This is a genomic window from Massilia sp. UYP34, from assembly GCF_056279385.1.
This window is the reverse complement of the sequence record NZ_JBWBRF010000021.1, coordinates 36,748-58,005: the sequence shown is the minus strand read 5'-3', so window position 1 is coordinate 58,005 and position 21,258 is coordinate 36,748. Positions and strand designations below refer to the sequence as shown.

17 protein-coding genes are annotated in these 21,258 nt (G+C 68.7%); 6 read left to right on the top strand and 11 right to left on the bottom strand.

What is annotated here, in order from left to right; all coding sequences use genetic code 11:
- Nucleotides 1-68: 68 nt before the first annotated feature.
- From tssJ to icmH, 3 genes are read left to right on the top strand one after another with little or no spacing between them, the layout of a single operon-like run.
- Complete coding sequence (tssJ, locus tag ACZ9AQ_RS21205; protein WP_429205041.1) at nt 69-662, top strand: type VI secretion system lipoprotein TssJ; 594 nt, start codon at nt 69-71, stop codon at nt 660-662.
- Nucleotides 663-721: 59 nt separating this feature from the next.
- On the top strand, nt 722-2,080 hold the full coding sequence (gene tssK, locus ACZ9AQ_RS21200) for a type VI secretion system baseplate subunit TssK (RefSeq protein WP_429205115.1): 1,359 nt from the start codon (nt 722-724) through the stop codon (nt 2,078-2,080).
- Entirely contained in the window at nt 2,077-2,832 is a 756-nt protein-coding gene (gene icmH / locus ACZ9AQ_RS21195) for a type IVB secretion system protein IcmH/DotU (protein ID WP_429205042.1), read from the top strand. Before tssK ends, icmH begins: the two co-directional genes overlap by 4 nt.
- Nucleotides 2,833-2,983: 151 nt before the next feature.
- On the opposite strand, the gene ACZ9AQ_RS21190 is transcribed toward icmH, so the two are convergent.
- From ACZ9AQ_RS21190 to ACZ9AQ_RS21175, 4 genes are all read right to left on the bottom strand, one after another.
- Complete coding sequence (locus ACZ9AQ_RS21190; protein WP_429205044.1) at nt 2,984-3,757, bottom strand: OmpA family protein; 774 nt, start codon at nt 3,755-3,757, stop codon at nt 2,984-2,986.
- Nucleotide 3,758: 1 nt separating this feature from the next.
- Entirely contained in the window at nt 3,759-4,727 is a 969-nt protein-coding gene (gene tagF / locus ACZ9AQ_RS21185) for a type VI secretion system-associated protein TagF (protein ID WP_429205045.1), read from the bottom strand.
- Nucleotides 4,724-8,512: a type VI secretion system membrane subunit TssM gene (gene tssM / locus ACZ9AQ_RS21180; protein ID WP_429205047.1), complete on the bottom strand. Its 3,789-nt coding sequence runs from the start codon at nt 8,510-8,512 to the stop codon at nt 4,724-4,726. Before tssM ends, tagF begins: the two co-directional genes overlap by 4 nt.
- A gap of 118 nt (nt 8,513-8,630) precedes the next feature.
- The gene (locus ACZ9AQ_RS21175) at nt 8,631-9,470 is read right to left on the bottom strand and encodes a M15 family metallopeptidase (RefSeq protein WP_429205048.1); all 840 of its coding nucleotides are present in this window, start codon (nt 9,468-9,470) and stop codon (nt 8,631-8,633) included.
- A gap of 59 nt (nt 9,471-9,529) precedes the next feature.
- On the opposite strand from ACZ9AQ_RS21175, the gene ACZ9AQ_RS21170 reads away from it, so the two are divergent.
- The 3 genes from ACZ9AQ_RS21170 to ACZ9AQ_RS21160 all read left to right on the top strand — a co-directional run bounded on the left by ACZ9AQ_RS21170 (nt 9,530) and on the right by ACZ9AQ_RS21160 (nt 14,292).
- Entirely contained in the window at nt 9,530-10,204 is a 675-nt protein-coding gene (locus tag ACZ9AQ_RS21170) for a hypothetical protein (protein WP_429205050.1), read from the top strand.
- A gap of 161 nt (nt 10,205-10,365) precedes the next feature.
- Nucleotides 10,366-12,024, top strand: a complete 1,659-nt coding sequence (locus tag ACZ9AQ_RS21165; protein WP_429205051.1) for a VRR-NUC domain-containing protein — start codon at nt 10,366-10,368, stop codon at nt 12,022-12,024.
- A gap of 6 nt (nt 12,025-12,030) precedes the next feature.
- The gene (locus tag ACZ9AQ_RS21160; protein WP_429205053.1) at nt 12,031-14,292 is read left to right on the top strand and encodes an ATP-dependent DNA helicase; all 2,262 of its coding nucleotides are present in this window, start codon (nt 12,031-12,033) and stop codon (nt 14,290-14,292) included.
- Here the strand turns inward: ACZ9AQ_RS21160 and ACZ9AQ_RS21155 are convergent.
- The 7 genes from ACZ9AQ_RS21155 to ACZ9AQ_RS21125 all read right to left on the bottom strand — a co-directional run bounded on the left by ACZ9AQ_RS21155 (nt 14,284) and on the right by ACZ9AQ_RS21125 (nt 21,092).
- On the bottom strand, nt 14,284-15,012 hold the full coding sequence (locus tag ACZ9AQ_RS21155; RefSeq protein ID WP_429205055.1) for a LytR/AlgR family response regulator transcription factor: 729 nt from the start codon (nt 15,010-15,012) through the stop codon (nt 14,284-14,286). The two genes, ACZ9AQ_RS21160 and ACZ9AQ_RS21155, sit on opposite strands and share 9 nt — an antisense overlap.
- 3 nt (nt 15,013-15,015) lie before the next feature.
- Nucleotides 15,016-16,080, bottom strand: a complete 1,065-nt coding sequence (locus tag ACZ9AQ_RS21150; RefSeq protein WP_429205057.1) for a sensor histidine kinase — start codon at nt 16,078-16,080, stop codon at nt 15,016-15,018.
- Entirely contained in the window at nt 16,080-16,802 is a 723-nt protein-coding gene (locus ACZ9AQ_RS21145) for a LiaI-LiaF-like domain-containing protein (RefSeq protein ID WP_429205059.1), read from the bottom strand. Before ACZ9AQ_RS21145 ends, ACZ9AQ_RS21150 begins: the two co-directional genes overlap by 1 nt.
- Nucleotides 16,792-17,166: a LiaI-LiaF-like domain-containing protein gene (locus tag ACZ9AQ_RS21140; protein WP_429205061.1), complete on the bottom strand. Its 375-nt coding sequence runs from the start codon at nt 17,164-17,166 to the stop codon at nt 16,792-16,794. The genes ACZ9AQ_RS21145 and ACZ9AQ_RS21140 overlap by 11 nt, the downstream gene beginning before the upstream one ends.
- Nucleotides 17,167-17,362: 196 nt before the next feature.
- Entirely contained in the window at nt 17,363-17,539 is a 177-nt protein-coding gene (locus tag ACZ9AQ_RS21135; protein WP_320476063.1) for a hypothetical protein, read from the bottom strand.
- Nucleotides 17,540-17,609: 70 nt separating this feature from the next.
- Nucleotides 17,610-17,771 carry a hypothetical protein gene (locus ACZ9AQ_RS21130; protein WP_429205063.1) on the bottom strand — a complete coding sequence of 54 codons (162 nt, stop codon included), beginning with the start codon at nt 17,769-17,771 and terminating at the stop codon, nt 17,610-17,612.
- A gap of 318 nt (nt 17,772-18,089) precedes the next feature.
- Nucleotides 18,090-21,092: a TonB-dependent receptor gene (locus ACZ9AQ_RS21125; RefSeq protein ID WP_429205065.1), complete on the bottom strand. Its 3,003-nt coding sequence runs from the start codon at nt 21,090-21,092 to the stop codon at nt 18,090-18,092.
- Nucleotides 21,093-21,258 lie beyond the last annotated feature (166 nt).

Below are 21,258 nucleotides of genomic sequence, written 5' to 3'. Positions count from 1 at the left end.
GCGCGCCCTGGCGCGGATGGGGTTCAATCCAACTCTGGTGCTTTAGAACAATTGCGAGGAGATCATTGATGAGGACGTTCAAGCGGGCCGGCCCGCTGGTTGCCGCAACCGCGCTGGCAGCGGCGCTCGCCGGCTGCGGCGGCGCCGCGCTGGCGCCGCTGGCCAGCGTGGCCCTGGAGGCGGCCGGCTTGCGCAAGCCGGCCGAATTGCCCGAGTCGCAAAAGCCGCCGCGCAACGTGCCGCTCAAGCTGCACGCCGCCACGCGCCTGAACGTCGATTCGCGCGGCCAGCCGCTGGCGCTGGCGGTGCGCCTGTACAAGCTGCGCCAGAAGGACGCCTTCGAGGGTGCGCCCTACGCCACCTTCCTCGACCCGCGCCTGGAGCGCGAGAGCCTGGGCGCCGACCTGGTCGAGGTGCGCGAGATCATGCTGGTGCCGGGCCAGCGCTACGAGGTGACCGAAAAAGTCGCGCGCGAAGCGGGCCACGTCGGCATCGTCGCCCTGTTCCATACCCCGGCCGCCGGCCGCTGGCGCACCGCGATCAGCAGCCCGGAGGCCGAGCGCAACGGCCTGAGCGTCGGCCTGCACGCCTGCGCGATGAGCGTGGGTTCGGCCACGGCCAACGCGGGCGCTTCGGCACTGGCCTCTGTGCGCTGTCAATAAATGTTTATAACTTTCCTGCAAGCTAGTTCTTTCTGAACGTCGAGGAGGCGATCGTGAGCATGCCATCCAAGGTCTTATGGGGCGAGGGACTGTTCCTGCGGCCCCAGCATTTCCAGCAGCAGGACCGCTACCACGAGGCGCGCCTGAACCAGACCGCCTGCGCCCTGCATCCGCATTGCTGGGGCGTGCGCAAGCTGGCGGTCGATCTCGACGCGCTGCGCAACGACATCCTGCGCATCGACGAGCTGTCGCTGCTGTTCCCCGACGGCGAAGTGGTGCGCGCGCCGGGCGACGACGTGCTGCCGCCGCAGGTGCGCCTGGGCGAGCTGCCGCCGGCGCAGCAGACGGTCACCTACCACGCCGCCCTGCCGGCGCTGCGCACGCACGGCGACAACTGCGCGAGCGGCCTGGACGCGCTGGAGACCGTCGAGGTGCGCTTCGGGCGCATCGATCGCGAGACCCAGGACCTGTACACCCAGGCCGCCGACGCGCCCGTGACCTACCTGCGCAAGGCGTTGCGCCTGGTGGCCGACAGCGAGCCGCTGGAAGCCTACGAGAGCTTTGCGCTGCTGCGCCTGCGGCGCGTGGCCACCGGCGGCTTCGAGATCGATCCCGGCTTCGTTCCGCCCAGCCTGTCGATCGACGCGGTGACGATGCCCGGCGCCGGTCTCTATGGCGGCCTGGCGCGGCTGATGGAAAAGCTGCTGGCCAAGGTCAATGCGCTGTATGGCGACCTGCGCGAGCCGAGCCGCAACGTGGTCGAGATCCGCGGCGGCGACGTGTCCTCGTTCTGGCTGCTGCACACGGCCAGCGCCGGTTATGCCGCGCTGGCCCACTACCTGCACCACCGCGAGCTGCATCCCGAGCGCCTGTACGGCGCCATGCTGGAACTGGCCGGCGGCCTGATGACCTATTCGCGCAGCTACCGGCTCGAGGACCTGCCCTCCTACGTCCACGCCGATCCTGGCCCCCAGTTCGCGCGCCTGGACGGCATCATCCGCGACCTGCTCGACACCGTGATCTCGTCGCGCTACTTCACCATCGCCCTGCACAAGGACCGCCCGTCGTACTACCTCGGCGCGCTCGACTCGGGCCGCATCAACGCCCAGACCACCCTGTACCTGGCGGTGGCGGCCGACATGCCGGCGCTGCGCCTGGTCGAGGCGGTGCCGCTGCAGTTCAAGGTCGGCTCGCCCGAAGACGTCGACAAGTTCGTGCTGTCGGCGCTGCCCGGCGTGAAGCTGGTGCACGCGCCCCAGGTGCCGAGCGCGATTCCGGTGCGGCCCGACACCTATTACTTCGTGCTCGAAGGCCGCGGCGTGCTGTACGAGGCGATGCTCAAGGCCCAGGCGATCTCGGTGTACGTGCCGAACGGCGTGCGCGAGCTGCGCCTCGAACTGATCGCGGTGTCGGCATGAACGCCTTCGTCGAGCGCCGCGCGGCGCGCCAGGGTGACGCCGGCAACCGCCGCCAGCGGCTGGTGGACATCATGTACGAGGGCTTTCACGCGCTGTTCCTGCTCAAGAACGGCTGCGGACCGCAGGACAAGGGCGCCTTCGCCGACAATATGACCGCCTTCCTGGCCGACGTCGACCGCAGCGCCAAGGCGCTCGGCATCGCGGCCGAGGACGTGACGGCGGCCAAGTACGCCTACTGCTCGGCGGTGGACGAGATCATCCTGCGCTCGACCTACGAGGTGCGCGAGGCCTGGGAGACCCGTCCGCTGCAGCTGCGGGTGTTCGGCGACCAGCTGGCCGGCGAGCACTTCTTCCATCGGCTGGAAGACTTGCGCGCCAGGGGCGCGCAGCAGGTCGAGGCCCTGGAGGTGTTCCATATGTGCCTGCTGCTGGGCTTCCAGGGCCGCTATGCGCTGGACGGCAAGGACAAGCTGGACTACCTGGTGGCGCGCCTGGGCGACGAAATCGCCCGCATGCGCGGCCGCACCCGCGGATTCGCGCCGCACGCCGAGCGCCCGGACCAGGTGGTCAACCGGCTGCGCAGCGACCTGTCGCTATGGGTGCTGGCGGCGGTGTTCACGCTGGCCGGGATGGGGGCCTACCTGGGGTTCCGGACGGCGCTCGGCAACGAGTCCGAGCTGGCGCTGGCGCATTACAACGACCTGGTCAAGCTGCCGCCCAAGGCGGCGCACGTGACCATCACCCTGCCGTGAAAGCAGGACGGCCCCGGGATCCTGGATCCCGGGGCCGTCTGTTCCCTGTCTGTTCCCTGTCTGTTCCCTGTCTGTTCCCCGTCTGTTCCCCGTCTGTTCCCCGCTGTTCCCCGCTGTTCCCCGTCTGTTCCCCGTCTGTACCACCAGCGTTCTACTGGATGACCTTGAACTCGATGCGCCGGTTGCGCGCCTTGCCTTCCGGCGTGCGGTTGTCGGCCACCGGCCGGTCCGGACCTTCGCCCGACACCGCGATCGACTCTGCCGCGATCCCCTGGCTCACCACATAGGCCTTGACCGCCTCGGCGCGCGCCTGGCTCAGCGACAGGTTGCCGGCGCGCGAGCCGGCGTTGTCGGTGTGACCGATGATCTCGACCTTCACGCCGTTCAGCTTCTTCAGGGCCGCCGTCATCCCGTCCAGCACCTCGGTGCCGGCCGGGGTCAGGGTGGCCTTGCCCGACTCGAATTCGATGATGCGGTCGGCCAGCGCCGCATCCAGCACGCTCTGCTGCGACGCGGCCACCCGCAGGCCGTTATTGACCGTATAGGTCGGATTGAGGCGGGCCGCGATCTCGGCGGCGATCTGCTGGCGCTGCGCTTCGCTGGCCACGTCACCGCGCAGGCTGACGCTGTTGCCCTCGACTTTCAGCTGGCCGCCCTTCACCAGGCGCAGGTTCGGCCCGATCAGGCTGCCCACGTAATTGTTCCAGTTGGCCGGCGTCGAGACCGCGCCGACCGCCAGCTGGTCGACCACGCGCTGCGCGCCGTACACGCCGCGCAGCCGCTCGAGCAGCGCGGCCTTGGCGGCTTCGTCGGCGACCATGCCGCTGACCACGACCGGGGCCTCGGCCGCGCCGGATGGCGTCTGCGCGGCCAGCGGCATGGCGCCGGCCAATCCAAGCAACAGGGTCAGGGTGCGAAGTGTCACGTCAGGCTCCGATGAAGGTCTTCATGAACAGGTCGCGCGCCAGCGCCAGCGGCAGGTCGGGCTGGGCCAGCTGGCTCGAGAGCTGGCGCACGTCGGCGTCGAACTGCAGCTGCTCGTCGATCCAGTCCGTCTCCAGCAGCCGCACCTGCAGCTCGGCGCCGACCAGGGGATCGATCACGGCGCGCAGGGTTTCGGCCAGCGCCGCGCAAAAGCCCACCACCAGCACCGGCCGCTCTTCCTGGCGCGTGATGAACAGCGCCAGGTCGAACTGCGCGCGGCGCAGGAAAGGCGCGATCAGCTCGAGCCAGAAGGCCGCCACCGGATAGCGCGCCGACGCATCGTGCGGCAGCGGCAGCACCAGGCTTTTATGCAGCTCGGCCGGCTGGCTGTGCATGACCGGCTGCAGCAGCAATCCCAGCGCCAGCACCAGCCGCGCCGCGCTGGCGCTGGCGCTGGAAGGCGCGCGCTGCAGCAAGCCGTCGAGCGAGGCGATCGTGGCGTGCTCCATCCAGCGCGCCAGCGCCGCTTCGTCGCCGAGCCCGATCGCGCTGTCGGCGATCGCCTGCAGGTAGGCGGCGGGGTCGCCCTCGCCCAGCACCTTGGGGCAGATCTCTTCCAGGAACACCCACAGCGGCGCGAACGCCAGCGGACAACGGGCGACGAAGGCGGCCGGATCGCTCACCGCCAGCGTGCGGGTGGCGAGGAAGGGAAAGCGCCGTCCCGACCGGTCGTGGCTGGCCAGCAGGTGGCCGGCCACCGCGTGGTGACGCGCCGGGCCGACCAGGGCGAAGCTCACCGGCGCCATCGCGTCGTAGTGAAAGCGCCAGCGCGCGTCCGACGGCAGCAAGGTCATCACCTGCGCCAGCCAGGCGTCGAGCATGCCGATCGCGGCCGGATCGTGGGCCAGCTTGACGAAGTCGGCGCGCGCCGGGACCTTGCCGAAGTAACCGATGCGGTCGGTGCGCATCATTGGACTCCCGCGCTGGCCAGCGCCGGCGCCGCTTGTTGGACGTCATGGCGGCCGACGATCGCCGGCGGCAGGTGCAGGCCGCGGAAGCCCTGGGCCTGGCCCTGGCCGCCCCCGTTGGACTGCGGGCTGCTGACGATCTTCAGGTCGACCGCCACCGAGATGTTCTGCGCCGTCCAGCGCAACTCGAACACGCCGCCGTCCTTGCGCTTGCGCTGGGCCGCCTCGAACAGGCGCTGCAGCCCGAACTGGCCCGGCTGGTTGAACAGCTCCACCGTGCGGCCATCGAACGTCACGGCCGAGACCCGGGCGCCGGAGACGCCCTGCGGGCCCGGGTGGACCATATTGTTCCAGCTGGGCGGCGTGTTCCGGTAGCGCAGTTGCTGGCCGTCGATCTCGAGCGTGTATTCGAGCGTGCCGGGCGCGCTCAGGGGCAGCACCTGGAACACGGTCTGCGCCGCCCCGCCGGCCGCCACGCCGTTGTTCGACAGCGGCGCCACCCAGCCCGGGAAGGCGGCCACCGCCTGCGGCGCCAGCGAGATGCCGATGTCGGCCCAGGTGCGCGCCGCCAGCATGTCGCCGCGCCGCACCACCAGCGGCCCCATCGCCGTGCCCACGAACCTGGCCACCGCGCCTTCGGGGCCGAACACCTGGCCGATCTCGCCGGGAGTCGCCTCGAGGCTGGAATCCTGGGCGAACGGGTACTTGCCCGCGAGCGTGCGGGTGAAGGGTTCGACCACCTGCGCCTGCCAGGTCTTGTTGATCTCGGCCTCGGACGGCAGCACGATCATCGCGAAAGTCTGGGTCAACGGGCGCACCAGCAGCGGGCGCAGCGCCTGTTTCTGGCTGTCGCTCATCCCGGTCAGCATCTGTTCGTCGACGTAGCGCAGCGCGTCGGCCAGCTCCGAGCCGTTGCCCTCCAGCGTCTGCTGCATGAACTGCTTGGCGCCGGGGCCCGGATCGCCCTGGTTCTTCAATGTGTTCAGCCGCGAGCGCAGGCGCGACAGCGCATCGAGGTAGCCGCTCATCAGGGACGCTTCCTTCTCCTTGGCGCCGACCAGGCGCGCCACGCCCGCGAACTCGCGGCCGATCGGCCCTGCTCCCTGCTGTTGCTGGGCCAGCAGCTGGGCCGGATCGATGCTGTCGGCCAGGGTGCGCGCGTCGGACGGCGCGCGCCGCAAGACCACCTGCTTGAACCACTCGATCACCCCGCGCTCGGTCTTGCCGACCGGCGCGCGCAGGCCGCCCGGGTTGTCCCAGGCCGTCTCTTCATAGATGGTGCGCAGCAGCTTGGCCAGCGGCGAGGATTGCGGGTCGCCCAGGCGGTTCATGGCCTGCACGCTGGCGTCGAAGCCGCGCAGGTCGGCGATCGCCACGCCCTGCACGAACTTGAGCCATTCGCGCGCATAGTCGGCCTTGTACAGGTCGATCAGGGCCTTCTGGATCTGTTCGGGACTGCCTTCCAGGGTCAGGTCGTCGCGCGCGGTGGTCTTGAGCACCCAGTCGACCGTGTTCAGTTCCTTGTTGGAGGCATCGCGGATGGCGTCCAGCACGAACTTGTCCCACGCCGCGCGGGTAAAGGCGCCGCTGACCGCGTGGCTGCCGGCCACCAGCGCCGCATCCTGCTCGCCCACGATGCGCGCCACCGTCACCGCCGGGAAGCGGGTCGCGGCGCGGGTCTTGATGTCGGCATACACGCGCTCGCGCGCCGGCGTGCCGCGCACCACGCGGCGCAGGTGCTCGCGCGTGGTGTCGAGCAGGCCCAGTTTGGTCGAAATCTGCGGCCAGGCCGGGTCGTCGATGTGGGCCAGGTGGAAGGTCATCAGGCGTTCGGCGCTGCGGATCATCTGCTCGCGCGGCATGCTGCCGCGGTTCGATTCCAGCCAACCGCGCCAGTAGCGGGTGAGCTGGTCGTTCAGGTGGCCCGGCTCGGCGCACGATTTATCGCCCAGCATGAGATAGGTCTTGAGCGCGTTGTAGGCGTCGCCGACATCGGTGGGCGACGCGTCCTGGTAAGGCTGCCCGAGCCTGGGCGCGGGGGCCGAGGCGGCCGGGGTCGCGGGCGCGGCCACCTGGCGCGCCGGATCGAGGCTGGCGGCGTTGTTATTCACCTCCGTCAGCATCGTCTCGAGGGCGCCGGCGACCGGTTCGACCATCACCGCGCGCACCCCGGCGAAGTATTCGTCGCGCAGCTTGCGCGCCAGGACGTCGCCCTGGTACAGGCCGAAGCCCAGCGCCCACGGCTTGTCGTCGGCGTAGCGCTCGAGCTGTTCGATGCGGTCCTGCAGGATGTCGAGCGCTTCGAGCCGCGACTGCAGGTCGATGCGCCCCACCTGCAGCTTCTTCACCTTGTCGAGATCCGACTGGACGTTGGCGACCAGCTGGCGGTTGCCCATGTAGGACCACGACCAGCCGCCCATCGCGCACCCCAGCAGGACCGTGGCGGCGAAGAAGGCGCCCAGCTTCCAGCGCGCCGCGGCCGGATTCGTGTAGCGCTTGACCAGGTCGCGGTCGGCGAAGACCACCTTGCGGAACAGCTCGAGCAGGAAATAGCCCGACTGCGAGCCCGACTGCGAGCCCGACTGCGCACCCGACTGCTCGGCAGCGGCTTCGCCGCCTTTCCTTTCCTGCAGCGCCAGGTCGAAACGGCTGGCCACGCGCCGGCTCGACAGGTCTTGCACGCTGCCTTCCTGCAGCGCGCTGGTGAAGTAAAAGCCGCGGAACACCGGCTTGAACTGATAGGTGTTCTCTTCGAACAGCGTGGCCAGGAAGGCGCGCAGCGGCGTGCGCAGCGCGGCGAATTCCAGCGGAAAGGTGAACACGCCGGAACGCAGCGTCGCGCTGCGGTTGGCGCCCATGCCGGCCAGGCTCATTTCCTTCAGGCCGTCGACCAGTTCGTCGAAGTGTTCGTCGAAGAAGGCCAGCACGTCCTGCGGCGCGGCGCGCCGGTTGTAGCGCAGGGTCGCGCCCCAGATGCGCTCGCGCTCGGCCTGCTCGCTGTCATGGAAGAAGTCGAGGAAGCCGGCGATCAGGTCGGCCTTGGTGAAGACCACGTACACCGGCGCGTGCACGCCGAGGCGCTCGGTCAGCTCCTGCACCCGGGTGCGCAGGTTCTTGGCCAGCTCGTGCGAGGCGGTGGCCGGGCCGGCCATCAGCTCGGCCACGCTGACCGCGATCAGGATGCCGTTGATCGGCGCACGCTGGCGGTGACGCTTGAGCAGGTCCAGGAAGCCGAACCATTCGGCGCGGTCGGCGTCCTGCACCGAGTAGCGCCCTGCGGTGTCGAGCAGGATGCCGTCGGTGGTAAAGAACCAGTCGCAGTTGCGGGTGCCGCCCACGCCCTGCAGCGCCTTGTTGCCGGGGATCGGGAAGCTCAGCCCCGAGTGCACGATGGCGCTGCTCTTGCCGGCCGCCGGGTTCCCGATGATCATGTACCACGGCAGCTCGTACAGCGCCGCGGCGCCGCGGGTCAGGCCCAGCTTGGAGGTCTTGATGGTGCCGACCGCCTCCAGCAGGTTCTTGCGCAGCACCGCGACTTCGTCCTTGCCGCCGGCGTCGGCGGCGCCGGCGATGGCGCCGGCCAGTTTGCGCGCCTGGCGTGCACGCCAGGCGCGGCGCAGCATCCACCCGATGCCCCAGCAGGCCAGCAGCGCCAGGGCGACAATGGCGGCCCACACGATGCCGACGCCGAGCAGGCCGGCGCCGAGTACCAGGATGGCCGCCAGTGCGGCGACGCCGATCGCGACCAGCACGCGGCTGTCGGTCATGAACTTCCAGAGTCGTGGCATGGCGCTGTCTCTTGTTAAAAAGTCTCACAGGAAATGGTCGCATGGGCCAAGACGGGGCTGCTTGACTCTGCGCAATGGGCCCAAAATTCGAAAAATCACGCAACAGCCCAGGCGACGCTCAGCGCCCCATCACGCCGCGCATGCGCAGCTCGATGTGGCCGAGATCCATCATCTTCCAGCGCCCGCCCCAGGTCAGCCCCAGCGACTCGGCCACCTCGCCATACAGCTGGTAGCCGCGCATGGCCCATGGGTCTTTCTCCGAGATCACCAGCTTGCCGTCGCGCAGGAAGGCGCAATCGGCCGCCAGGCCGTACTGGTGCCAGCTCTGGAAGGCGCGCGCATTGGTGACGTGGCCGCCGCTTGCGGCCAGCTCATCCTGGCGCGCGGGACTGCGGTAGCCTTCGAGCAGCGCGATCTCGTAGCCGTGCTGTTCCTTCATGATCTTGAACGCCAGCAGCAGGCGCTGGCTGAAGTCGGGATGCAGCAAGCCCCAGTTACGGCTGGCGCCGACCAGCATCGGCCGCACCAGTTCGACCTCGGCCGTGGTGAACACGCTGGGCGGCAGCGCCACCGGCGGCACCAGCTGCTCGCCGGCCAGCAACGCCGCCACCTGTTCGTCGGGCAAGGCGGCGCTGCTCTCGTACATGGGCAGCATGGCCGGATTGCTCAGGGCCAGCGCCAGCAGCGAAGGGATCAGGATTGCCGGCGCGCCGATGGCCAGCACTACCTGGTGGCGGCGCAATCCCTGCACCACCCGCTCGCGCAGCGACAGGGCGACGCTGTCGCGCATGGCGCCGGCGGCGCGCGTGCCGGCATGGCCCCAGGCCCCGGCGCGACCGGCCAGGCCGCGCACGACATGCATGCCGCGCGACATCCATGCGCGTCCACCTGGAAAAAGAACAAGCCAAGCCAGGCCTGAAGCCAGACAAACGTACAGAAGGGCGATCAAGATCAGCATCGGACTCCCCAGGATTGTTTCTAATCAGAACAGGAGAATCCAATCTTAGGAGTAATGTCGTGCGTTCATCAGACGAAAATCAAGACAACCGCATACATGCCCAGATGCGTCCGAACCTGATGTCGGCGTCGCGCCGCGGCGGCCGTGAAGACAGCATACTTGCCAAGCTCGAGCGCGAGCCGGCGCGGCGCCCGGGTTCCAGCCATCGCGCGCGGCTGGGCTGGTATGGCGCCGCGGCGGCGGTCGCGCTCGGCCTGACGGCGACGCTGGCCTGGCTGGCGGCCGGGACGGGCCCGGCGCCGCACGAGGCGACGCGGCCCGATGCGGCGCCTCGCCCGATGTCGGTCGCGGCCCCGGTGCCGGCCGAGGCGGCCGCGGCGGCCGTGATCGTCGACGCGGCGCCGGACCCGGTGCTGGCGGCGGCGCCCGCGCCGGCCCCCATCCCCCCGCTGCGCCTGCTCGAGCCGGCCGCCGTGCCTCCGGCCACGGTCAAGGCCGCGCCGGCGCCCGCCAGGACGGCCCCGCCGCGCCGTCCGGAAGCGCGCGCCGCCGCTCCCCGTCCCCGCGCCCCGACCTTGCGCCAATCCACGCGCCCGGCCCGCACGGTCAATCCGGCGCGCCCCGGCGAATCCCATGACGACAGCGACGTCGCCCTGATTTCGGCCGTGATCTACCATGCCAACGGCCACGCCGCGCCTGCGGAAGATGACGCCGCGCCCCCACCGGGACGCTAGGGAAGTTCAGGGCCTCCCTGGCGCCCTGCCGGCGTGGTGAACAAGGCGCAAGCAAATCAGCCGCATGCAAACCGGCCGCACCCGCCAGCTGCGGCCACACTGCCGGGCAGTCTGCGCCAGAAAGCGCTATACTGTATATAAGTACAGGTGAGCGTTCGGTCATGATCAGGGTGTTGGAAAACGAGTTTTATTATCTGGATAACTTCCAGCGGGTTCTCGATTGGATCGGTGAACGCTATGGCGACCTGCTCGACGACGGCGAGCAGGCGTTCCTGGCGCTGTTCCCTACCCTGCCGCACAATGCGCGCGCCCTGTTCGTGCGCATGGTCATGCGCAAGGGAAATCTGTTCCGTGCCAGCAAACTGAGCTATGCCGAGATCGGCTGCCCGGTCGAGGCCGCCGGACACCTGCTCGGCACCGGCTGGATCGAGCGCGATCCCGAACTCACGCTCGACGAACTGTTCGACCTGCTGTCCAAGCCCGAGATCCTTGACGCCTTCGGCGCGCAGTTGCCGCGCAAGACGGCCCGCAAGGATGCGCAGCTGGACGCCCTGCGCCTCGTCTTCCCCGAAGCGCGCTGTTTCTCCGGCTGGCATCCGGCTTGTTCCGACGTCGCCTGGCGCATCCTGGTCAAGCCGCTGTGCGACCGCCTGCGCCTGGTCTTTTTCGGCAACCTGCACCAGGGCTGGACCGACTTCGTGCTGTCCGACCTTGGCCTGTTCCGCTACGAGCGCGTGGACATCTCGCCCGCCTCGCGCGGTTTTCGCCAGCGCGCCGACGTCGACCACTACCTGCAACTGCATGCCTGCCGCGAGCGCTTCGCCGCCGGCGAAGACGTGGACGCCGTGGTGCGCGACCTGCCCGTGCACGCCTTCGACAATGACTGGCTCGAGAGCCGGCGCGAAAAACTCACGTTCCAGATCGGCCAGCACTACGAAAAGCTGAAGGACTGGGACAGCGCCTACGCCGCCTATGCGCGCTGCCGCTTTCCCGGCGCGCGGGGGCGCGCGATCCGCGTGCTCGAAAAACACGAACGCTTCGAGCAGGCCCATGCCCTGCTGCTCGAAGCCCAGGCCAGGCCCGAGAACGACGCCGAGCGCCAGCACCTGGCCCGCATCGCGCCGCGCCTGGCGCGCCGCCTCGGCCACGCGCGATTGGCGCCGCGCGCCAGGACCCATGTCGAGCGCATCGAGCTGTGCCTGGCGCCGCCGAACGGCGAGCGCTGGGTCGAGGGCGCCGTGCGCGGCCACCTGCATAGCGCCGACGCGCCCGTGTTCTACGTCGAGAACGCGCTGGCCAACACCCTGTTCGGCCTGCTGTGCTGGCGCGCCGTGTTCGCCGCCATCCCCGGCGCCTTCTTCCACCCATTCCACCGCGGTCCGGCCGACCTGCACAGCGCCGACTTCCACCAGCGCCGGCAGGCGCAATTCGCCGCCTGCCTGGCGCAGCTCGAAGACGGCAGCTACCGCGACACGATCCGGCTCGCGTATCAGGAAAAGGCCGGGCTGCAGTCACCCTTCGTGCACTGGGACGGCGTCACGCCCGACCTCATCGAGCTGGCCCTGGCCTGCATTCCACCGGCCCACCTGCGCAAGTGGTGCGAACGGATCCTGGCCGACGTCAAGGAAAACCGCACGGGCTTCCCAGACCTGATCCAGTTCTGGCCCCAGGAGGGCCGCTACCTGATGATCGAAGTGAAGGGCCCGGGCGACCGCCTGCAGGACAACCAGCTGCGCTGGATCGACTACTGCGCGGCGCACGACATGCCGGTGGCGGTGTGCTACCTGCAGTGGCTCGAATCGGCCGGGATGGCGGCCTAGGATCACGTGAGCTACACCATCGCCGTGCGCGCCCTGTGCGAGTTCACCGCCAAGCAGGGTGACCTCGACCTGCGCTTCACCCCCTCGCCCAGCGCCCAGGAAGGCATTGCCGGCCACGCCGTCGTCGCCGGCCGCCGCGGCGACGGCTACCGCAGCGAGGTCGCGCTGTCCGGCCGCTGGAACGAACTGCTCGTGCGCGGCCGCGCCGACGGCTACGACGCCAATGAAAACCTGATCGAAGAAGTCAAGACCCACCGCGGCCGGGTGGACGCCATTCCCGAGAACCACCGCCACCTGCACTGGGCCCAGCTGCGCGTCTATGGCCACCTGCTGTGCCAGGAACAGGGCATGGAATCGGTCAACCTGGCGCTGGTCTACTACGACATCGGCAGCGGCGTCGAGACCGTGCTGCGCGAAACGCGCGACAGCGCCTGGCTGCGCGCGCACTTCGAGGCGCTGTGCGAGCGCTTCTCGGGTTGGGCCGCCAGCGAAGCGGCGCACCGCGCGGCGCGCGACGCCGCGCTGGGCGCCCTGTCGTTCCCGCACGCCGACTTCCGTCCCGGCCAGCGCCAGCTGGCCGAGAGCATCTACCGCGCCAATGCCGGCGGCCGCTGCCTGCTGGCGCAAGCCCCGACCGGCATCGGCAAGACCGTGGGCAGCCTGTTCCCGGTGCTCAAGGCCATGCCGCGCGAGAAGCTGGACAAGGTATTCTTCCTGGCCGCGAAGACGCCCGGCCGGCGCCTGGCGCTGGACGGCGCCGCGACCCTGTGCGGCGGTGAGCGCCAGGCCCCTCTGCGGGTGCTCGAACTCACCGCGCGCGACAAGGCCTGCGAGCATCCCGACAAGGAGTGCCATGGCCAATCCTGCCCGCTGGCGCGCGGCTTCTACGACCGCCTGCCGGCGGCGCGCGCGGCCGCGGCCGAGGTGAGCGTGCTGGACCGCGAGGCGCTGCGCGAGGTCGCACTGGCGCACGAGGTCTGTCCCTATTACCTCGGCAGCGAGATGGCGCGCTGGTCCGACCTGATCGTCGGCGACTACAACTATTATTTCGACGGCAGCGCCATGCTGTACGCGCTGGCGCTGAACAACGGCTGGAAAACCAGCCTGCTGGTCGACGAAGCGCACAACCTGGTCGGCCGTGCGCGCTCGATGTACAGCACCGAGCTCGATCGCGCGCAGCTGCGCCTGGCCCGCGCCGGCGCGCCGCCGACCGTCAGGAAAGCGCTCGAGCGCGTGGGCCGCGCCTGGACCGCGGTCGACAAGGCGGCGCCGGCGCCCTACCAGCTGCTCGAAAAAATTCCGCCGAAGCTGGTCGACGCCCTGCAGGAAGCGGGGAGCGCCGTCAACGAACACCTGGCGGCCTTCCCCGGCCCGCTCGACCCGGACCTGCAGCGTTTCCATTTCGACGCCATGGGGTTCGTGCGCCTTGCCGAATCGTTCGGGCCGCACTCGCTGTGCGACCTGAGCCGGGACGCCGAGCGTCCCACGCTGCGCGACTCGACGATCTGCATCCGCAACGTGGTGCCGGCGCCCTTCCTCGGCCCGCGCTTTTCCGCCACGCATTCGAGCACCCTGTTCTCGGCCACGCTCGGGCCCTGGCACTACTGCCTCGATACGCTCGGCATGCCGGAAGACACGGCCTGGGTCGAGGTCGACTCGCCGTTCAAGGCGAGCCAGCTCGAGGTCCACGTCGCGCGCGGCATCTCGACCCGCTACCAGGTGCGCGCCGCCTCGGTCCAGCCCATCGCCGAACTGATCGCACGCCAGTACCGCGAACGTCCCGGCAACTACCTGGCCTTCTTCAGCAGCTTCGACTATCTCGACAAGGTGGCGCACGCGCTGGAGCGGCTGGATCCGTCGATCCCGGCCTGGCGCCAGGAGCGCCGCATGAGCGAGCAAGAACGCCAGCGGTTCATCGACCGCTTCGACGTCAACGGCTCGGGGATCGGCTTTGCGGTGCTGGGCGGCGCCTTCGGCGAAGGGGTCGACCTGCCGGGCGAGCGCCTGATCGGCGCTTTCGTCGCCACCCTCGGCCTGCCCCAGGTCAATCCCGTCAACGAGCAGCTGCGCGAACGGATGCAGGAATTGTTCGGCGCCGGCTACGATTACACCTATCTGTATCCCGGCATCCAGAAGGTGGTGCAGGCGGCCGGCCGCGTGATCCGCACCGAGCAGGACCGCGGCGTGGTGTGGCTGATCGACGACCGCTTTTCCCGGCCGGGCATCCGGGCGTTGATGCCGGCATGGTGGGAGCTCGATTCACGCTAGCAGCGTGCGCATCTTCTGGTAGCCGCTGCGGCTGATCGGCAGCTTGACGCCGCCCTTGAGCACCGCGCAATGGTTGTCCTTGCTGACCGGCTCGATGCGTTCGACCGCGCCGACATTGACGATGAACGAGCGGTGGATGCGCACGAACATGGCGCCATCGAGCTGCGCTTCGAGTTCGGACAGGCGCTGGTGCTTCAGGTACGCCTTGCCGCCGGCGCAGATCCGCACATAGTCGTCCTGCGCCTCGATGTAGTCGATGCCGTTGGCGGCGACCACGTGCACGCGGGCGCCGTCGCGGATCAGGACCCGCTCGAGCGGCTGCCGGCGCGCCTGCGCGTCCTTCACCACCGCCGCGATCCCGTCCGGCTGCGGCGCGCGCAGGCGCACCTGCGCCAGCGCCTGTGCCAGGCGCTCGCGCGAAAACGGCTTGAGCAGGTAGTCGACCGCGTGCACCTCGAACGCGCGCAACGCGAACTGGTCGTAGGCGGTGGCGAAGACATAATGCGGCTTGCTGCCGGCGAGCTCCACCACCTCGAAGCCGTCCAGCCTGGGCATCTGGATGTCCAGGAACACCAGGTCGGGAGCGTGCTCGGCGATCGCCTTCACCGCCTCGAAACCGTTGGCGCACTCGCCCACGATCTCGACGTCGGGATGCGCCGTCAGGTATTCGCGCAGCAGCGCACGCGCCAGGTGTTCGTCGTCCACGATCAGGGTACGCATTCGTCATTCTCCTGTGTCGGCGGGCAGCACCAGGTCCACCCGGAAGCGATTGTCGACGCGCGCCGCATGCACGCTGGCCTCGACGCCGTAGGCCGCCAGCAGGCGCTCGCGCACATTGGCCAGGCCAATGCCGCCGCCGGCCCGGGTCCCCGCATCCGGATCGACGTCGTTCTCGACCCGCAGCCTGAGCCGCGAGCCGGCCCGCTCGGCCCGGACCCGCACCACCCCGCCCTCGAGCAGTTGGCCGACGCCATGCTTGACCGCGTTCTCGACCAGCGGCTGCAGGATCATCGGCGGCAGCAGGCAGGCCCCGGCATCCGCGCTCACCTGGCGCTCGAAACCGAGGCGCGGGCCGAAGCGCACCCGCTCGATCGCCAGGAAGCGCTCGACCAGTTCCAGTTCGGCGCCCACCGTGACCTTGCGCTGCGCTTCGAGCCCCACCGTATGGCGAAAGAAGCCCGCCAGCTGCAGGGTCATGTCGCGCGCCGCGGCGGCGTCGATCGTGGTCAGCGCGCTGATCGAATTGAGGCTGTTGAACAGGAAGTGTGGATCGACCTGGGTGCGCAGCATGCGCAGCTCGGCGTCCCGGGCCAGGAGCTTGGCCTCGAGCTCGCGCCGCTCCAGGCCGCGCGCGCGCTCGAATGCGAGCGCCAGGTAGTGACCGCAGGCGGTCATCCCGTACAGCAGCACGCCGAGGCCGAAGATCACCGCCGCCAGCGGCCGCGACATCGTCACGCCGTCGTCGCCCGGCGCCAGCCACTGCCACCATGCGGCCCAGCCGGTCGCCACGGCGCACCACAGCAGCGCCGCGCACACGGCAGTGACGAAGAACACGCCCAGCACCGCCGGCGTCGACTTGCGCGCCAGCGGATAGGCGCGGCACAGGTAATAGGCCGAGAAGCCGCACACGGCGCCGTAGACCAGCACCAGCGGCAGCGCGAACAGCAGGCTGGCCGCCGGGCCGGCGCCGCCGGTGGCCGACAGCAGCCCGGCCAGCATCAGCCCCAGCATCAGCCAGGCCGCCAGGTACAGCGCGGCGCCGCGCCGCGCCCAGAATCCGCCGCCCATCAGTTGCGGATTTCCACGCCACCCATGATCGCGTAACCGCGGATGACCAGCCGCTTGGTGTCGTCCGGCGGCGCGATGGTCTTTTCCTCGAAGCCGCCCAGGATCGGCGTGCCATGCAACACGATCGTCCAGTCGGGCGGGCACTTGATGGTCACGCCGCCCCAGAACGCGAACACATTGATCACCGCCTCGCCCTGGATCGAGGCGCCGCGCATATCGAGTTCGCAGCCGCCCATCACCGCCGTGATCTCGCCGCCGCGAAAGTTCTGGGTCGTGACGCGGCGCTCGTAGCCGCCCAGGATGGCGGTGATGTCCAGCACTTCGCCCGCGCCCACATCCGCCGGCGCGCCGTCGACCACCGCCACGCCGTGTTCCAGCGCGCGCTTGCCGCGCACCGCCTTCGCCACCAGGACGCCGCCAAGGCCGATCAGGACCAGCGGCCAGACGGCGCCCCAGCTGAAGTCGATGATGTGCATCCGGTCCAGCATCAGGAGGATGCCGACGCCGACCAGGGCGGCCCCGAGCAGCGTGCCGCCCTGGGTGCGGGTGTCGCACAGCTTGACGATGCCGACGATGACGAACAACATCGGCCAGAACGACAAGGCGCGGTGCATGTCCAGGAAGCCCAGGTTATCGAGCAGGAACAACAGACCCATCCCGATCACGAGCAGGCCGAGCACGACCTGGCCCGTCACGCCTTTTGCATGCGGATCATTTTTCATGGCGGCTCCGACGATTGTTGGCGAAGCGGCGCGCGATGAATGGATCGAGCACCAGCTTGACGCCCCACATCAGGATGAACAGCGGCCAGCTGTTGCGGAAGGTCAGGCCGAAGGCATTTTCCAACACGGCGAACAGCCACAGGCCGGTGAATACGGTCCACAAGCCATTGCTGAACTCCTTCGGGCTCGGGTAACCGATGGTCTGGCCGATGCCGACCACGACCAGCAGCAGCGGGGCGTAGTGCCAATAATCCTCGGCATCGATATAGTGCAGGCGGTCGAGCAGCACCACCGCGCCCACCACGATCAGCAGCAGGCCCCACAGCACCTGCTTGCGCCAGCGATAGCCATCATCGGACTCCATTGCGTCACTCCTCTCGTTATCGAACTGGAGACACGATAGCAAACCGGAGGGCAATCGCGAAAGCGCTATTCGGCCAATGGCGGATGAAAGGCGGCCAATGGCGAGCGATCGCGGCGGGCCGCGCCGGACGGACAGAATGGGACGGACGTAAAAAAGCCCGCCTCGCAGGCGGGCCGTGTACGGCGCATGGGGTGGATCAGGCGGCCGTCTGCGCCTGTTCGCGCTGGGCCTGGCCTTTTGGCTGGTTGCGGTACTTGGCGCGGGCCTCGGCCTGGCGCACCGCTTCGCGCGCCACGTTGGTGCGCTTGATCTCGAGGCGTTCCTTCTTGCCGCGGTGCTGTGCAATGTGTTTGCTGCCGATCTTGCTGGTCATGGATGTCTCCTGTGGTGGGGCTGGGCGCCATGTCCCTGCTGGAACGCTGGACGCGAAAGAATCATGAAGCTCAGGAACGGTTGGTGGCCAACTTGAGGTCGGCCGGCATCAGCATGTCCCATCCAAGCTGGCGCCGGATTTCTTCCGGGGCCGGTGGCGGTTTCGGGTCGCGCGAGCGACGTTCGAGATAGGCGCGCACCAGGTGCTTGGGTGGATGCTTGACATCGTACATGGCAACCTCCGCTTCCGTTACGGGCCGCGCCGGCGTGCCGGCGGGGCCCTGAAATTGGTGCCGATCCTCGAGGCGACCGGCTAACCTGTTGAGGTTTCGGATGGCAGCGAAGCGAATCGCGCGTTCCTCACTCAGACAGGTGCATCTTATCGAAACCTGCGCCATTGCACCGTTAGGTGACGCACACTGCGCGCGTCAATACGGCCGGACAGGCCAGGAAGCGGGTTCGTGGCGGCGCGCCATCGGGCGCGGGCGCGGGACTGCCACGCACGAAAAAAAAGGGAAGCCGAAGCTTCCCTTTTCATGCGCCCTGTCCGGTCAGAACTTGTAGCGCAGGTTCAGGTAGTACTGGCGGCCGCTGACGTCCAGCTTCTGCTGCTCCTGTTCGCTGTAGCGGTACTGCGCGCGCTTGGCGTTGGTCAGGTTGGTCGCGCTGAACGCGAGTTCCAGGTTATCGGTGAAATAGTAGTTGGCGGAAAACGCCAGCGTGGTCACCGCGTCGGCATAGGTCGGGGCGGTCGGCATCGCGACACCGTTGATCACCGAGAGACCCTGGCTGTTGGCGGTCGGCGACGGCGCCGTGGTGCTGTTCACGTACTCGCCGCGGTAGTTCGCCACCAGGCGCGTCGACAGCTTGTCGTCCTCGTAGTACAGGCCGACGTTGCCGGTCCACTCGGACGCGCCCACCATCGGGCGGCCGTCGTCCACACGGGTCTTGGCGCGGCTGACGTTGGAGGTGAAGCCGAAGTTGGTCTTGCCGAACGGCTGCTCGTACTGCAGCTCGATGCCGTTGATCTTCGCGCCCTGCTGCGAGGCCGTATTGATGAAGAAGGTCTTCACGGTCTGGTCGCGCGGGTCGAGCAGGTCGACGGTGGCGCTGCCGACCGCGCCGGTCTTCGGATAGCCGTCGATCGACGAGTGGAACACGCTCACCGCCACGATCGAACGCGGCGCGAAATACCACGACCACGACAGGTCGATGTTGTCCGAGGTTTGCGGTTCCATGTCCGGGTTCGGACCGGTCACGCGGCAGCCGTTGGCGTCGCAGCCCGGCGTGCCGAAGCCGCTGCCCAGCAGGTTGTAGTTCTGGCGGCCGATGGTGCGGCTGACGCCGAAGCGCGCCAGCATGTCGTTGCCCATGTCGTAGCGCAGGTTCATGCTGGGCAGCCAGTTGTCGAAGGTGCGCCTGGTCGGCGTCTTGTAGTACAGGATGCCGGCATTGGGATTGAACGGCATGCCGTCGAAGTAGGCGGTGGCGTCGCCGGCATCGGTGATCGCGCCCGGATACGCGGCGCAGGTGACCGGCGCCTGGCCCGGCGCGACGCGCTGGCAGGCGCCGGACGGAATCGGGGTCGAGATGTTCGCCTTGACCTCGGTGCGGGTGAAGCGCACGCCGACGTCGCCCGACCAGCGCTCGGCTTCCAGGTTGGCCATCACGTAGGCCGCGCTCTGGCGTTCCTGCATGTCGATCTCGGAGTTCACGCGGCGCTCCCAGGCGTCGCTGGTGACTTTGGTATTGCTGGCGATGTAGTCCTTGATGCCTTCCGGGGTGTAGGTGAAGCCGGTGTTGTCCCAGCCCGCCGGGCCGTCGAGGTCCTTGCCGAAGTCGCCCGGGAATGCCTGCCAGCCGGTGAGCGGCGTCGGCGTGTTGGAGACCACGCGGCCGGTGACCGGGTCGAGCGTGATGCCGTTGCGGAAGGCGGGGCCGCGGCGGCCGCTGGTGCGCTTGTGGTCGGCGAAGCGCACGCCGCTTGCCAGCGACTGCAGGAAGCCGCGATCGACGCGGTATTCGGCGTCGAACTGCGCGCTCCACTCCTTGTCGACGGTCTTGACGCCCGACGCCGCGCGGTCGACGATGGTGTAGCCGCTGCCGTCCGGGTTCAGGCCGGGCTGGTTGATGCCGGCGTTGCGGTACTGGACGAAGGGCGCGTCGTGCAGGTCGCCCAGCGCGTACGAGATGCCGGTGCCGTAGCGCGCCAGGGTCAGGCCCTGGTCGAGCCGGGTCTGGCCGACGCCGCGGGTGGTCGACAGCAGGGTCTTGACGGTCAGGTCGTCGTTGACGCGGTACTTCGCATCCAGGTCAAGGAAAGAACTCTCGGCCTTGGCGCCGTCGCGGTAGAAGCCTTCCGAGTTGCCGACATACTGGGGGCTGACGCCGTCGGCGAAGACGATGTCGGCGGCCTTCAGCACCTTCAGCGGGTGGCCGTAGACCGTGGTTTCGTCGACGATGACCGGGTTGCGGATCTGGGCGAACACCTGCTGGCCGTTGTGGCTGGTGTTGACCGCGGCGGCGGTGGTGCCGCCCAGTGGCGCGTTCTTACCGAGCAGCATGGAGTAGATGGCGCTCGAGGTCAGGCGGCCGTGGTTGTTGGCTTCCATCGCGGAGTGGAAACCGGTCATGGTGACGTCCAGGTCGCGGTTCGGCTTGAACTGCAGCGACAGCATGCCGCCCTTGCGGTCGCGCACGCCCTCGACGAATTCCGAGCTCATCGAACCGGGCAGTCGCACGCCGTTCAGGTCGGCCGCGGTATAGCCGCTGCCGGCCAGCGACTGGTCGGTGATGCCCTTCATGGTGCTGGTGTTGATCACGTCCCAGCCGCTGTTGGTGCCGTAGGCGAAGCGCGACACCGAGTCGCGCCGCACGTGGCGTTTTTCCGCGAACAGCGCGGCCAGCACGCCGAAGGTGCCCGCCTCGTTTTTCCAGGTGACCGACCCGTTCATGTCCGGCGCGTAGCGGCCCGGCAGGTCGGCGTAGCTGGCGCCGACGCTGACCACGCCCGAGAAGCGCTCCTTCTGCGCCAGGGGCTTCCTGGTAGAGACGTTGATGGTGCCGGCCAGGCCGCCGTCGACGATGTTCGCCTGCGAGGTCTTGTACACGACCGCCTGTTGCAGCACGTGCGAGGGCATCAGCGACAGGCTGGTCGAACGCGAGCTCGAGGCCTGGTCGGCCACGTACCAGTCGGCGCTGCTGACGGCATGGCCGTTGAAGATGATCAGCGACATGTCCGGATTGGTGCCGCGCATCGACACTTTTTCCGCTTCGTCGTAGTCGGTGCGCACCGCCACGCCGGCCAGCCGCTGCAGGGAGTCGGCCAGGTTCTTGTCCGGCATCTTGCCCACGTCTTCGGCCGTGATCACCTCGACGTTGGCCGCGGCGTCGCGCTTGACCGACAGGGATTTGGCCAGCGACGCGCGGATGCCCGTCACCTCCACGGTCTGCATCGACACGTCCGGGGTGGCTTCCTGCGCCATGGCCGGCAGGGCTGCGAGGCTCCAGACTGCCATCGATACGGCCGCTGCGAGCGGCTTCTGCTTGAACATGCTCTCTCTCCTGGGAATAGTGCTATCGTTATTGCTCAAGGCAGGCTGAAGGCTGCCATGCTCGGAGTATTCATGTTCATTTCAGCGGTGAATAATCACTTGTGTTTGCTTCTATATAACTTAATGGAATGTACACAATCGACTCCCTCCGCGCGGTTATGGATGG